Source organism: Actinomadura sp., from assembly GCF_044508335.1.
In the GTDB taxonomy this organism is placed as follows: Bacteria; Actinomycetota; Actinomycetes; order Streptosporangiales; family Streptosporangiaceae; genus Spirillospora.
Genome location: NZ_JBIQHY010000121.1, coordinates 1 through 13,036 on the forward strand (window position 1 = coordinate 1; position 13,036 = coordinate 13,036).

The 13,036-nt window shown below is 71.6% G+C and carries 12 protein-coding genes; 5 read left to right on the plus strand and 7 right to left on the minus strand.

Features of this window, described 5'->3' with window-relative positions; translation table 11 throughout:
- Window positions 1-814, minus strand: an 814-nt coding sequence (locus ACIWVC_RS28815) for a polysaccharide deacetylase family protein (RefSeq protein ID WP_396451356.1), incomplete at its 3' end; no start/stop codon positions are given.
- A 237-nt stretch (window positions 815-1,051) separates the two neighbouring features.
- Here ACIWVC_RS28815 and ACIWVC_RS28820 point away from each other — a divergent pair.
- Complete coding sequence (locus ACIWVC_RS28820; RefSeq protein WP_396454812.1) at window positions 1,052-1,714, plus strand: carbon monoxide dehydrogenase subunit G; 663 nt, start codon at window positions 1,052-1,054, stop codon at window positions 1,712-1,714.
- 196 nt (window positions 1,715-1,910) lie between these two features.
- On the opposite strand, the gene ACIWVC_RS28825 is transcribed toward ACIWVC_RS28820, so the two are convergent.
- A complete protein-coding gene (locus tag ACIWVC_RS28825) occupies window positions 1,911-2,285 on the minus strand; it encodes an FKBP-type peptidyl-prolyl cis-trans isomerase (protein ID WP_396451350.1) in 375 nt (124 codons plus the stop codon).
- 156 nt (window positions 2,286-2,441) lie between these two features.
- Here ACIWVC_RS28825 and ACIWVC_RS28830 point away from each other — a divergent pair, with 156 nt between their 5' ends.
- Window positions 2,442-4,481: a hydantoinase/oxoprolinase family protein gene (locus ACIWVC_RS28830; RefSeq protein ID WP_396451348.1), complete on the plus strand. Its 2,040-nt coding sequence runs from the start codon at window positions 2,442-2,444 to the stop codon at window positions 4,479-4,481.
- Window positions 4,478-6,343, plus strand: coding sequence for a hydantoinase B/oxoprolinase family protein (locus ACIWVC_RS28835; RefSeq protein ID WP_396451347.1), 1,866 nt, complete (start codon window positions 4,478-4,480; stop codon window positions 6,341-6,343). Before ACIWVC_RS28830 ends, ACIWVC_RS28835 begins: the two co-directional genes overlap by 4 nt.
- On the opposite strand, the gene ACIWVC_RS28840 is transcribed toward ACIWVC_RS28835, so the two are convergent.
- Both ACIWVC_RS28840 and ACIWVC_RS28845 read right to left on the minus strand, forming a co-directional pair.
- Window positions 6,296-6,883 carry a putative glycolipid-binding domain-containing protein gene (locus ACIWVC_RS28840; RefSeq protein WP_396454813.1) on the minus strand — a complete coding sequence of 196 codons (588 nt, stop codon included), beginning with the start codon at window positions 6,881-6,883 and terminating at the stop codon, window positions 6,296-6,298. The two genes, ACIWVC_RS28835 and ACIWVC_RS28840, sit on opposite strands and share 48 nt — an antisense overlap.
- Before the next feature lie 2 nt (window positions 6,884-6,885).
- Window positions 6,886-7,023 carry a hypothetical protein gene (locus ACIWVC_RS28845; RefSeq protein WP_396454814.1) on the minus strand — a complete coding sequence of 46 codons (138 nt, stop codon included), beginning with the start codon at window positions 7,021-7,023 and terminating at the stop codon, window positions 6,886-6,888.
- 295 nt (window positions 7,024-7,318) lie between these two features.
- Between ACIWVC_RS28845 and ACIWVC_RS28850 the strand changes: the two genes are divergently transcribed.
- Entirely contained in the window at window positions 7,319-8,521 is a 1,203-nt protein-coding gene (locus tag ACIWVC_RS28850) for a phosphatidylserine/phosphatidylglycerophosphate/cardiolipin synthase family protein (protein ID WP_396454815.1), read from the plus strand.
- 83 nt (window positions 8,522-8,604) lie between these two features.
- Here the strand turns inward: ACIWVC_RS28850 and ACIWVC_RS28855 are convergent, their stop codons facing one another.
- The 3 genes from ACIWVC_RS28855 to ACIWVC_RS28865 all read right to left on the minus strand — a co-directional run bounded on the left by ACIWVC_RS28855 (window position 8,605) and on the right by ACIWVC_RS28865 (window position 11,818).
- The gene (locus tag ACIWVC_RS28855) at window positions 8,605-9,417 is read right to left on the minus strand and encodes a class I SAM-dependent methyltransferase (RefSeq protein ID WP_396451342.1); all 813 of its coding nucleotides are present in this window, start codon (window positions 9,415-9,417) and stop codon (window positions 8,605-8,607) included.
- Window positions 9,418-9,438: 21 nt separating this feature from the next.
- Entirely contained in the window at window positions 9,439-10,674 is a 1,236-nt protein-coding gene (locus ACIWVC_RS28860; protein ID WP_396454816.1) for a DUF222 domain-containing protein, read from the minus strand.
- 553 nt (window positions 10,675-11,227) lie between these two features.
- Window positions 11,228-11,818 carry a uridine kinase gene (locus tag ACIWVC_RS28865; protein WP_396454817.1) on the minus strand — a complete coding sequence of 197 codons (591 nt, stop codon included), beginning with the start codon at window positions 11,816-11,818 and terminating at the stop codon, window positions 11,228-11,230.
- A 35-nt stretch (window positions 11,819-11,853) separates the two neighbouring features.
- Between ACIWVC_RS28865 and ACIWVC_RS28870 the strand changes: the two genes are divergently transcribed.
- The coding region (locus ACIWVC_RS28870) for a CaiB/BaiF CoA transferase family protein (RefSeq protein ID WP_396451336.1) at window positions 11,854-13,036 on the plus strand (1,183 nt) is incomplete at its 3' end.

Consider the following 13,036-nt stretch of genomic DNA (forward strand, 5'->3'; position numbering starts at 1 on the left):
AGGCGTGCGACGGCTTGTCGGGGACGTTGCCGCCGAGCGACTTCGGCAGGTAGTTCTGCACGGCGGCGGGCCGGAACCCGGCCTGCCTGATCCAGCCGAGGATCATCTTGAACTCCCCGGCCAGCCCCTTGCGGTAGTGCATCAGGATGATGTCGCCGGGCTTGAACCCCTTGCCGCCGTCGCCGCGGGCGAAGCCGTTGTACCCGACCCCCGGGCCGGACGTGCCGTTGTAGAACTCCGCCGACCACAGCAGCACCGACTTGATGCCGCATTCCTTGGCGACCTGCAGGGTGGTCTGGTTGTAGCTGCCGAACGGCGGGCGGAAGACCTCGGGCCGCCGGCCGTACTGCGCCTGGATGGCGTCCGACGCGCCGCAGATCTGCTTCTTCTGCGCCTCGGCGCTGAGCGTCGCCATGTTCGGGTGGTCGACGGTGTGGTTCTCCATCGGCGAGCCCGCGTTGCGCATCGCCCAGAAGTACTGCCCCTGCCCCTTGATGTAGGTCGAGGTCAGGAACGTCATGATCGGAACCTTCTCCTTGCGGACGAGGTCCACGAACTCCGAGTCGTAGGTGTAGCCGTCGTCGATGGTGAGGAAGACGACGCGATCCTGCGTCTCGATGTGGTTGATGACCGCGGGCAGGCCGTTGGGGGCCGGCTTCGGCATCGTCCAGGACCCGGGCTTCGGCGTCGCCCAGGTCTTGTCGCCGAGCACCGAGGCGAGCTGCGTCCGCATGGACGGTCCCGAGTCGCCGACCTGCGCGGCCACGGCGGGCCAGCCGCCCAGCGCCACGCCGAGCACTCCGGCGGCAACCATGGCGATCACGGGCGTCTTCCCTCGCATCGGCCGCGTACTCCGTTTCGGTGGGGGGTCTTCGGTTGTGGGTCCCGCATCGGTTGACGCGCCGGCCGCCGCCGGGGTTCGCGCCGGACCGGAACCTCCCGACACATTTGATCATTTGCACCGGCCTTCGGGGTGCTCTGCCCAAACATCGGCGTGTACTCGGCAGATGTTGCCGTTCGGCGCGGCGGCGGCGTTCTCTACAGTCGGGACATGCAGCTGAACGGCAGTGCCGGCGTCGCCGCGCCGCTCGACCGCGTCTGGGACGCGCTCCAGGACCCGGCCGTCCTGGCCAGGACGATCCCCGGGTGCAGCTCCCTGGAGGAGACCGGCCCGAACACCTACCGGATGACGGTCACCGCGGGCGTCGCCTCGATCCAGGGCACCTACGTGGGCCAGGTGGAACTCGCCGACCCGGACCCGCCGCGCTCGTTCGTGCTGAAGGCGCGCGGCCAGGGCGCGCCGGGCACGGTGGACGCGACCGTCCGCGTCCGGCTGTCGGACGGCGGCGGCGCGACCCGCATCGACTACGACGCCGACGCGGTCGTCGGCGGGATGGTCGGCGGGGTCGGGCAGCGGATGCTGGGCAGCGTCGCCAAGCGCACCGCCGGGGAGTTCTTCGCCGCGGTCGAACGCGACCTGTGCGCCCGCACCGCGGCGGTAGCGCCCGCCGAGCCCGCGGCCGCGGCGGAGCCCGCGCCGCCCGCCGTCCCGGCGGGCGGCGGCGCGGTCTACCCGGGACGCGCCGCGGCCCCGCCGGGCCCCTCGTCCGCGGCGCCGCCGATGGTGGCGGCGTTCGTCTCCGGCGGCGTCGTCGCGCTCGCCGGCGTCGCGCTCGGCTACCTGCTCGGCCGCCGCGCCCGGCGGTCCGGCTGAGTCACGTCCGCGCCGCCCGCGCCGCCCCCCGGCGGCGCCGGTGCGGACCGGGCCGGCCGATGGGCAGCGCCGCGAACCTCGCCGCGAACCTCGCCGGGATGAGCGACGTGCATCGGCGGCGGGCATCCGGGCGGGTCCTCACCCGCGGGTCGCCCGCCCGGATCGTCCGCCGGTGCCTCCCGGCGGAGGCGAGGGGTCAGCCGACCGCGACCAGGTCGACGACGAAGATGAGCGTCTCGCCGGGCTTGATCGCGGGGCTCGGGCTGCGGTCGCCGTAGGCGAGGTGCGGCGGGATGACGAGCTTGCGCCGGCCGCCGACCTTCATGCCCTGGATGCCCATGTCCCAGCCCTTGATGACGCGGCCGGTGCCGAGCTGGAAGTCGAGCGTGGAGCCGCGGTTCCAGGACGCGTCGAACTCCTCGCCGGTGGACCACGACACGCCCACGTAGTGCATCGACACGTGCGACCCCTTGGCCGCCTCGGGGCCGTCGCCCTCGGTGATGTCGGTGATGTCGAGGTACTCGGGCGGCCGTCCCTCGGGGAAGTCGATCTCGGGGCGTTCAAGCGCCATGGAAGGGCTCCAGCTATGTCGTGACGGTTCGTCTGTCGGGAACGTCTGTCGGGAAAAGGCTCAGCCTAGCCCTATGCGCTCTCACCAAAGAACGACGCGCCCGTTGTCACATTGCGACGGTTTCGCAGGTGGCCGCCGTCCGGTAGACCCTTCACCATGGCGAGGCGGCTGCGGATCGGCATCGACACGGGCGGGACGTTCACCGACGTCGTCGCGCTGGACGAGCACGGCGCGCTCGTCACCACCAAGACCCCGTCGACGCCCGCCGACCCGGCGGAGGGGTTCGCGAACGGGGTCGGCAAGGTGCTCGGCCTGCTCGGCGCCGGACCGGACGACGTCGCGGCGCTGTCGCACGGCACGACGGTCGCGACGAACCGGCTCCTCGAAGACCGGATCGACGACCTCGGGTTCATCACCACCGAGGGGTTCGAGTCGATCCTGGAGATCGCGCGGCAGAGCGTCCCGGACGGGTACGGCAACAGCTACTTCTGGGTGAAGCCGCCCCGGATCGTCCCCGTGCACCGGGTGCGGACGGTCGGCGGGCGGCTCGACCACACCGGCGCCGAGATCCGCCCGTTCGACGAGGAGTCCGCGGTGGCGGCGGCCCGCTGGTTCCGCGAGCGGGGCATCCGCGCGATCGGGGTGTGCTTCCTGCACTCCTACGCCGACCCGTCCCACGAGCTGGCGATGCGGGACGTGCTGCGCCGCGAGCACCCCGGCGCCGTCGTGTCGCTGTCGTGCGAGGTGCTGCGCGAGTACCGCGAGTACGAGCGGTCGGTGACGACGCTGGTGGACGCCGCCGTGAAGCCCGCGATGAACGGCTACCTCGCGCGGATCGCCGAGCGCGTCGCGACCCGGCTGCTGGTGATGAAGAGCAACGGCGGCGTCCTGTCGGCGGAGGAGGTCGCGCGGCAGCCGATCACGACCGTCCTGTCGGGCCCGGCGGCGGGGGCGCTGGGCGCGGCGTTCGTCGTCTCGCACAGCGGCCACGGCTCCGTCGTCACGCTGGACGGCGGCGGGACGTCCACGGACGTCGCGGTCGTCCTGGACGGCGAGCCCACCCTCACCACCGAGGGCTCGATCGGCCGGCACCCCGTCAAGATCCCGATGATCGACATCGTGACCGTCGGCGCGGGCGGCGGCTCGGTCGCGTGGCGCTCGCCCGAGGGCGCGCTGAAGGTCGGCCCGCGCAGCGCGGGCGCCGACCCGGGGCCGCTCTGCTACGGGCGCGGCGGCGCCGAGGTGACGGTGACCGACGCGCACGCCGTCCTCGGCCGCATCCCGCCGCACCTGCTCGGCGGCGAGGTGCCGCTGGACGTGGCGGCGGCCCGGCGCGGCCTCGACGCGCTCGCCGGCGATCTCGGCCTGCCGGTCGAACGGGCCGCCGCGGGGATCCTGGAGATCTCCGCGTGGAACCAGGCCAACGCGATCCGGCAGATCACGGTGAAGCGGGGCCTGGACGTCCGCGACTACCCGCTCGTCGCGTTCGGCGGCTCCGGGCCGCTGCTCGCCTGCCGGCTCCTCGACGTGCTCGGCCTGCCGGCGGCCGTCGTCCCGGAGAACCCGGGCAACCTGTCGGCGTTCGGGCTGCTCACCGTGGACGTGAAGAACGACTACGTCCGGACGCGGGTCGTCCGCGACGCCGAACTCGACCCGGCGCTCCTCGCCGAGGTCTACGCCGACCTCGAAGGCGAGGCCGCCCGCGCGCTCGCCCGCGAGGGGTTCCCGGAGGGGCGGCGCCGCTTCGCCCGCTCCGCCGACCTGCGCTACTGCGGCCAGGCGTTCGAGGTCCGCGTGCCCGCCCCGGCCGGGCCGCCCGGCGAGGCGTTCCGCGCGGAGGTCGTCCGCCGGTTCCACGACGCGCACGAGGCCCTCTACGGCTACTGCTACCGGGACGACCCGCGCCATCCGGTGGAGTGGGTGAACCTGCGCGTCTCCGGCATCGGCCCGATCGACCGCCCGCGCCTGGCGGAGCGCCCGCGCGGCGACGGCGACCCGTCCCGCGCCCGCGCCGGCGCCCGCCGCGTCTACTTCGACGCCTGGGAGGAGACGGCGATCTACCGGCGGGAGAAGCTCGCCCCCGGCGACGCGATCGAGGGCCCGGCCGTCATCGAGGAGTTCGGCTCCACCCTGCCTCTCCACCCCGGCTTCACCGCGCGGCTCGACGGCTACGGCAACCTGGTGGTGACACGGTGATCGACCCGATCCTCCTGGAGATCGTCGAGGGGACGCTCGCCTCGGTGGAGCGCGAGGTCGAGACGGCCATCGCCCGCACCGCCCGGTCCCCGATGATCCGGGACGCGCACGACTTCCGCGCCGGCGTCCACGACCGCCGCCTGCGCAAGCTGACCGGCCGCTCCTACTCGGCGCTCGTCCAGCCGGTCGCGCGCGACTTCCCGCCGGAGACGATGCGCCCCGGCGACGTGTTCTTCCACAACGACGTGTACCTGTCGGAAGGCGGCATCGGCCACCTGCCCGACCTGTGCGTCACCGTCCCGGTGTTCCACCGGGACGAGGTGGTCGCGTTCGTCCAGGCGTTCGGCCACCACGACGACATCGGCGGCGCCGTCCCCGGCTCGATGCCGAGCCACGCCCGCAGCGCGTTCGAGGAGGGCCTGATGGTCCCGCCGATCAAGCTGTGGGACCGGGGCGTCCCGAACGAGGCGGCCCTGACGATCATGACCCGCAACTCGCGGATGCCCGACTCCCTCGCCGGCGACCTGGACGCCGAGTGCTCGGCCTGCCTGATGGGCGCCCGCCGCCTCGGCGACCTGTTCGCCCGCTACGGCCGCGCCGACGTCGAGGCGTGCTTCGACGCGATCATCGACCGCACCACCGAGACGTTCCGCCGCGAACTGCTCGCCAAGATCCCCGACGGCACGTTCACGTGGGAGGACTACGCCGAGCACGACGGGGTGGACCCGCCCCGCCTGCACGCGCAGCGCATCACGCTGACCGTGGACAAGTCCGCCGCGGTGCCCCTGGTCATCGACTTCACCGGCACATCGCCCCAGGCCAAGGGCCCCATCAACCACGCGGGCGACTACGCCGACGGCGTGTTCCTGAAGAAGTGGCTGGCCCCCGTCCTGCGGAACCTGGCCGACACCCCGGAGCGGGCCGCCGAACTCGACGTCAACGAGGGCGTCGTCCCGCTCATGGAGATGCGCTTCCCGGAGAAGGGCACGCTCCTCACGCCGGTCTTCCCGGCCCCGACCAACGCCCGCACCTTCGTCATCCTGCGGCTCCTGGGCGTCCTGGCGGGCGTCCTCGCCAAGGCCACGAACGGCCGGATGCCCGCCGACCAGGAGACGATCCGCTACACGGGCGTGTACGGCGAGGACGACCGCGGCCCGTACCTGATGCGCGAGGTGCTCGGCGGCGGCTCCGGCGGCCGCTACTACGCCGACGGGGAGGACGCCATCCACGTCGTCCCCGACTCCCGCAACATCCCCGCCGAGTTCGCCGAGGCCCGCTGGCCGTTCATCGTGGAGCGCCTCGGCCTCGCCGTCGACTCCGGCGGCCCGGGGGAGTTCCGGGGCGGCCTCGGCTACGACAAGCACATCCGGATGCTCCGCGACGCCCGCTACATGTCGATCGCCGACCGCTCCATCCTGTCGTGCTGGGGCGTCAACGGCGGCCGCGCGGGACGCCCCTTCCGCGTCGACATCGACGGCGAGGAGATGGAGGGCCTGGTCGACGACCATCCGGTCAAGGCGGGCCAGACCATCCGCATCCGCACGACGGGGGGCGGCGGCTGGGGCGACCCGCTGAACCGCGACCCGTCCCGGGTGGCCGACGACGTCCGCGACGGCAAGGTCTCCGTCGAAGGCGCCCGCGGGGACTACGGCGTGGTCCTCACCGGCGGCGCCGTGGACGAGGAGGCGACGGCGACCCTGCGCGCCCGGCTGCGCGCCGAACGCGGCCCCGTCCCCTTCTTCGACAGGGGCCCCGGCTACCCCGAACTCTCCGGCGGCCGCTCCCACGCCGATGTCGACGCCCTGGAGCGGGCGTCAGGCGCAGCGCACCGCGAGTCCGGGGTAGTCGACGACGAACCCTGAGCCGTCGTAGACCAGGAGTGCGGTGAAGCCGAAGGCGGGGGCCGCATAGTCGTAGCGCTGCCGCCCCGGACCGCCGGCGACCCGCGCGTAGGTCTGCTCCAGACGCCCGACGGCCAGGTCGGCGGCCCGCGCGTAGACGGCCGGCGCGTCGGCGGCCGCCCCCTCGGCGAGGTCCAGCCGGTGCACGGGCAGCGTGTTCGTCATGGCCGACGACTCCAGGTCGACATCGAGGCAGCCGTCAAGTCCGGGGTCGGGCCTGCCGTTCACCAGCCATCGTCCATCGGCCTGCTCGAGCGTCACCTCGCCGGGGCCGCCGTCGAGCAGATGCGAGATCCGGGCCGTGCGCGTACGCCACCGCTCATCGACCTGGATCACGTAGCGGACGGCCCAGGCCACACCGTCCTCGACCGCCGCGGTGGTGCCGTGCAGCCGCCACCCGTCGCGCAGGGAGGACACCTGGAGGACTTCGAACCCGTCACGGGCGTCCAGGTGCCGCCAGGCGGCCGCCTCCGGAGGCTTGTCGAAGGCCAGGCCCGCCATTGTCAGGGATGCAGGGTGGGACGGTAGATGAGTTCCTGGATGCCGCCGTCCAGCGTGCGGTGCTCGATCAGTTCGAGGTCGAAGTCGGGCGCGCCCCCGAAGACGGGGTCCAGCCCGGTCCGGCCGGTGATCGCGACCACACCCCGCCGCAATGGCGGAAGCCGGGTCGCCGGTGGAAGCGCCGCCCGGCGCTCAGCCCCGCCTGGGCGGCCTCACCGTCCGGGTTCGCGGCCGGCGGCGAGCTCGGTGAAGACGCGGTCGGGGTCGTGCTGCTTCCAGTAGCGGAACATCAGCGACGCGCGCCGCCCCTCGACCGCGAACGAGGCCACCGGCGGGGCATGAAACACGCCGACCGGGGGACAAATCCCCGCCGAGACGACCGGCTGCGCCACGCGAGGCCGGCCGTCGACGGCACTGCAAGGAGAAGAGGCCGGAATGACCGTCCCCCAGCAACGACCGGCTGAACCTGAGACCACCCCCTCGGTCGACCGCGCGCACCGGATCCGCCGGTCCCTGGAGCGGCTCATCGGCGTCGCCGCGACGGAGGGCAACGCCGTGACCCCTCTGATCAACGGCGACGAGATATTCCCCGCGATGCTGGACGAGATCGCCGGAGCACGCCACACCATCGACATGATGACCTACGTGTACTGGCGCGGGGACATCGCTCGCCGGTTCGCCGACGCGCTCTCGGACCGTGCGCGCGCCGGCCTGCGGGTCCGCCTGCTCCTGGACGGCATCGGCAGCTGGCAGATCGAAAAGGATCTACTGGACCAGATGGACCAGGCGGGCGTCACGGTCAGATGGTTCCGCAAGCCCGTCACCCGCTCGCCGTTCAAGCAGAACCACCGCTGCCACCGCAAAGTGCTGGTCGTGGACGAGAAGACGGCGTTCACCGGTGGAGTCGGCATCGCCGAGGAATGGTGCGGCGACGCCCGCAACGAGAACGAGTGGCGCGACAGCCACTTCCGCGTGCGCGGACCCGCGGTGGACGGCATCGCGGCCGCGTTCGCGCAGAACTGGGCCGAGGTCGACGACGCGCTGTTCGACGACCGCGACCGCTTCGGCGTCCACGAACCCGCCGGTGACGCCGTGGTGCAGGTGGTGCGGGGCTCGGCCAGCCTCGGCTGGCAGGACATGCAGACCCTCTTCAGGGTGGTCCTCCAACTGGCGGAGCAGCGGCTACGGGTGGCCACCGCCTACTTCGCCCCCGACTCCTACTTCGTCGACCTGCTGTGCGAAACGGTCGGCCGCGGCGTAGAGGTGGAACTGCTCCTACCAGGCCCGCACGCCGACAAGCGAGTGAGCCGCCTGGCGAGCCAGCGCCACTACGAGACGCTCCTGGGCTGCGGCGTGCGCATCTACCAATACCAGCCGTCCATGCTGCACACCAAGACCATCACCATGGACGGAAAGGTCTCCCTGCTCGGCTCGACGAACTTCAACCGGCGATCCCTCGACCACGACGAGGAGGTCATGCTCGCCGTCATCGACGAAGACCTGACCGCGACACTGGACGCCCAGTTCGACGCGGACCTGACCCGCAGCGAACAGATAGACCCCAAGCGCTGGACACGCCGCCCCCTGACCCAACGCGCCAAAGAACTCGCGATCACCCCGATCCGCCGCTTCCTCTAGCAGTCCCTGTGGGGTCCGGTCATCGGTGTAACTCGATCTTGCATGCTCCAGTTGCGGGCGGCGGCCGAAGGGGGACTGACCGGTCAGGGGGAGGGCTTGGTGGCGTGGAGGGAGTACATCAGGGGGATGCGCGGACGGCCTTCGGGAGACCGGTAGGCGGTGCCGTCCCGCTCCAGGATGGAGTAGCGCTGCCAGAGCGTGAAGTCGTGCTCATGCAGGAAGTCGATGCGCAAGCCTGCGGTGGCCAATGCCGTGACCACTTCGCCCAACCCATGGGTGAACTCGATTGAGCGGGTGTGCTGGACGGGGGCCTGCGGGTCGGCGTAGCTGCCAGCGTCGGGCTCGTCCCAGATCTGGGGTCCCTCAGCGAAGTAGTCGTAGGTGACCGTGCGGCCTTCTTCGTCGTCGAGGGTGTCGGCGAAGGGGTGGAACTCCGCGAGGTAGAGGAACCCGCCCGGACGCAGGAGCGATGTGACGACCTCGGCCCATCGGCCGACGTCGGGAAGCCAGCACAGGGCACCGAGGCCCGTGTAGACGACGTCGTACGTTTCGCCGAGGACAGCGGGTGCGTCATACACGTCTGCGGCGACGAAGCGGGACGGTAGCCGTGTCTCGTCCGCCAGCGCGCGGGCCGCCTCGATGGCCTTCTCAGAGAAGTCCAAGCCGGTCACCCGCGCACCGCGTCGAGCCCAGGAGAGGGTATCGAGGCCGAAGTGGCACTGAAGGTGGACCAGTTGAAGCCCGGCGACGTCCCCCACTTCGGCCAACTCGAAGTCGCGCAGGGCGAGACCACCGGCTTTGAAGCCCGCGACGTCATAGAAGTCGCTGGCAACGTGGATGGGCACCCGTTCGTCCCAGAGCGCCTTGTTGACCGCGATGTGGTCGGTGCCGGCCATGGCCCGAGCGTAGACCCGTGATCAAGCTGCCTGCGCCGGGGGAGGCTCGGCCTCCCCGGGCGGGCTGACTCCGGGTGGGTGCACCCGGTAGGTGTAGCGGCCGTTTTCTTCCCTTGTGATGTGGAGCCGCTCCGGGTTTGCGTGCTTGAAGCGGTTGTGCCATCCGCAGCACAGGGCGAGCCGGTCGATGTCGGTGGGGGAGCCCAGGGCCCAGCCGCTGACGTGGTCGACTTCGCACAACGTCCCGGGGACTTCGCAGTCCTGCACCGCACAGGTCGGGTAGAGGGTCTCCAGGACTCGGCGTTGCGGGCCGGTCGCGAACCGGACCCTGTGACCGAGGTAGAGGGGTGTGTGGCCGCGTCCCAGCAGCAGGGGTGAGACGCCCGCGCTGAGCGCGATGCGGCGGGCCTGCGCGGCGGGGATCGGGGTGCCGTCGGTGAGGCGCGCGGGGGCCTGGCCACCGGTGAGGGTGTCGAGGTCGCAGATGACGGTGACCTTGGTGGCGCGGTGGCCGCCGGACAGGACGGAGCTGAGTGCGGCGGCCGTGCGTTCGGACAGGTCGCGGCGGTCGTCGGTGCCCGCGGGCTTGGCCAGGGGGCCGAGCGCGCCTTCCCAGATGGCGGCGTCTTCGGCGTTCAGCCAGCCCTTGATGTAGCGGCCGCCGTCAAGCGAACGCGTCGAGTCGATCCAGGACCGCTCGTAGCCGCGCCGGGTGTCGGGGTCGGCGTGCTCAGCGCCGTCGCGCTCGGCGATGACGTCACGGATGCGCTTGCCGAAGGAGGCGACCTTTCCGGCCGAGAAGCCCTGGTCGACCATGTCCAAGAGGATGCTTTGGGCGGCGGCGCAATCGTCGTCGTCCAGCCGGGTGACCGCGCCGGCGATCGTGGCGGCATAGCCGAGGGACAACTCGCCGCGGGCCCAGCGGGCGGTGACCTCGGTGAGGCGGTGCCGCTGCCGCGCCAATGCCAGCCGCTCCTTGGCGCGGGACTCGCGCATCCCGAGCCGGGACCGCAGCCACGCACGCGTGGAAGGAAACCCCCAGCGCTGCACTTCCCGGCCCGCATCCAGAACGCCGACGAATCCAGTGAGGGCGGCCTCCTGCATGTCACCGGCGGTGGCGAGCGTCTCCGCGAGTTCCATACAGGCCGCAGCCGATTCCGGTGGATTGCGACGAGCGAGTTCAGCCGCGATCGCCGACGCGGCGTTCACCAATTCCATGGTGGACGCCGTATCGAGGTCGAGCGCAACTGAGCTCATATCCAAATACTACCTGATCGACGGCACATTTGCGTCCCGACGGCGAATATCAAGAATATGATCTGAGGCCGAATCGCCAATCTGGCAAACACTCAAAAAAGTGCTCGAATCGGGCATTCGTTAATACGGTGTGCGGCGGCTCCCGCCTGGACGGGTGGGGGCGGCGCGTCGGGCAGAGGGCAGGCGGAGCCTGCCCGACGAAAGCTGCACTCAGGGGCCGCAGAGGCTCCGAAGTCAAGGGTGGCCGGAGGCCATCGCGAAGCGACGCGAAGCGCCCTTGACTTTGGAGGGGCGGCCCCGTACGCAGCGCCGCCCCCACCACAATTCGGCGAACTCGATACTTCGCTCAGAGAACGCGCATGGAATCCAGAACGGAAATTACAGACGCGGGTCCGTAGAACATCAGAACAACGAACTCCGGCTCCGCTATCCCCGTACATGCGAGACTCCGATGACGTGTGAACCCGGATACGCGCGAACACCTCAAGCCCGGCGCGCGGAGGTCACAACATCTCTGTAGACCCGGTGAAACCTCTACGTACCCGGTAAACCTTTATAGGGTGAAGAAGCGGTGCTGGGTGAATGTGGTGCCGTCCACCAGCAGGTCGGCGCGTCCGCGCGTCCCGTCGGCGGTGAAGTGGGCCTGTTCGCGGACGGCCCAGGCGTCCCAGGCGTCCGCGTAGGCGAGGCCGTCGCGATCGAGAGCCCGGGCGCGGCGCAGGTCGTGGGGGGCGTCGATCCAGATGCGGTAGGCGGCGGGCGACCCGCCCCAGGCCGCGCCGACGCCTTCGGTGATGAGGACGGGCGGCGGCGGGATCTCCTCTTCCGGGCCGTAGACGTCATGGCGCCAGTCGTAACGGCGGAGTACAGCCGGCCGTCCCTCGCGGAGCGGGTCGAGAACGGTCGCACGCAGAGGCTCCCACCAGGTCAGCGGGTCGGCATCCCACGGCACCCGGAAATCGTCCGAGCGGATGACGGGCGCGCCGACCAGCACCTCGGCCAGGTGGCCGGCGAACGTCGACTTGCCGGCGCCGCTCGGCCCGTCCACGGCGACCAGCCGCGCCGGGCCGCACGACGGCGGCAGCGCCAGCAGGCGGGCCGCGAGCGCGGAGTAGGTCTGGGTGGTGTGCGGCACGGACGGCATACTTCCAGGTGCCCCACCCGCAAAGGAGGACGTCCTTGCCCGGACCGCTCGAAGGCGTCGTGATCGTCGATCTCAGCCGCGTGGTCGCGGGCCCGCAGGCCACCATGACGCTCGCCGACCTCGGCGCCAGGGTCATCAAGGTCGAGCAGCCGGGCGGCGGGGACGAGACCCGCGGCTGGGGCCCGCCGTTCGCGGGGGACGACCAGGTCAGCACCTACTACCTGTCGGTCAACCGGAACAAGGAGTCGATCACCCTCGATCTGAAGGCCGAGGAGGGCAGGCGCACGCTGACCCGGCTCGTCCGGCACGCCGACGTGCTCGTGGAGAACTTCCGCCCGGGCGTCCTCGACCGGCTCGGCTTCCCGGTGGAGCGGCTGCACGAGCTGAACCCCGGCCTGGTCGTCCTGTCCATCACCGGGTTCGGCCACGACGGCCCGGAGGGCGGACGCCCCGGGTACGACGCGATCGTCCAGGGCGAGGCGGGGATCATGAGCGTGACCGGCCCGCCGGGCACGCCCAGCAAGGTGGGGCTGTCCATCGCCGACATCCTCGCGGCGCACAACGGCGTCACCGGCGTCCTGGCCGCCCTCTACGAGCGGGACCGGACCGGGCGCGGGACGGTCGTCCGCACGTCGCTGCTCGCCTCGGTCGTCGGCGCCCACATGTTCCAGGGGACGCGCTGGACCGTCGCCCGCGACGTCCCCGAGTCGGTCGGCAACGATCATCCGTCGATCGCGCCGTACGGGACGTTCCGCTGCAAGGACGGGCAGATCCAGATAGGCGTCGCCAACCAGAACCTCTGGCGCAGGTTCGCGCCGATCGTGGGCCTCGATCCCGACGACGCCCGCTATGCGACGATCCCGGACCGCGCGGCACGGCGGCCGGAGCTGACGTCCGACATCGAGCGCGTCCTCCAGGGAGACACGCGCGAAGCCTGGCTCGCACGCCTGGACGAGGCGGGGATCCCCGCCGGGGCCATCCGGTCGATCGACGAGGTGTACGAGTGGGAGCAGACGCGCTCGCAGGGCCTCGTCATCGAGGTCGACCATCCTCAGCTCGGCCGGATCGAGCTGCCGGGGCCGCCGCTGCGCTTCGACGGCGCGGCGCCGCGCGAGCACACCGCGCCGCCGCTGCTCGGCGAGCACAATGACGCGGTACTGGCCTGGCTGGACGCCCTGGACGGTCTGGACGAGAACCACGGCGAGGACAAGAACCACG

What these genes read in the sequence shown, in the direction of transcription:
- ACIWVC_RS28820 (WP_396454812.1), top strand. Translation starts at nt 1,052, where the DNA reads ATGCAGCTGAACGGCAGTGCCGGCGTCGCCGCGCCGCTCGACCGCGTC.
- ACIWVC_RS28825 (WP_396451350.1), bottom strand. Translation starts at nt 2,285, where the DNA reads ATGGCGCTTGAACGCCCCGAGATCGACTTCCCCGAGGGACGGCCGCCC.
- ACIWVC_RS28830 (WP_396451348.1), top strand. Translation starts at nt 2,442, where the DNA reads ATGGCGAGGCGGCTGCGGATCGGCATCGACACGGGCGGGACGTTCACC.
- ACIWVC_RS28840 (WP_396454813.1), bottom strand. Translation starts at nt 6,883, where the DNA reads ATGGCGGGCCTGGCCTTCGACAAGCCTCCGGAGGCGGCCGCCTGGCGG.
- ACIWVC_RS28850 (WP_396454815.1), top strand. Translation starts at nt 7,319, where the DNA reads ATGACCGTCCCCCAGCAACGACCGGCTGAACCTGAGACCACCCCCTCG.
- ACIWVC_RS28855 (WP_396451342.1), bottom strand. Translation starts at nt 9,417, where the DNA reads ATGGCCGGCACCGACCACATCGCGGTCAACAAGGCGCTCTGGGACGAA.
- ACIWVC_RS28860 (WP_396454816.1), bottom strand. Translation starts at nt 10,674, where the DNA reads ATGAGCTCAGTTGCGCTCGACCTCGATACGGCGTCCACCATGGAATTG.
- ACIWVC_RS28865 (WP_396454817.1), bottom strand. Translation starts at nt 11,818, where the DNA reads ATGCCGTCCGTGCCGCACACCACCCAGACCTACTCCGCGCTCGCGGCC.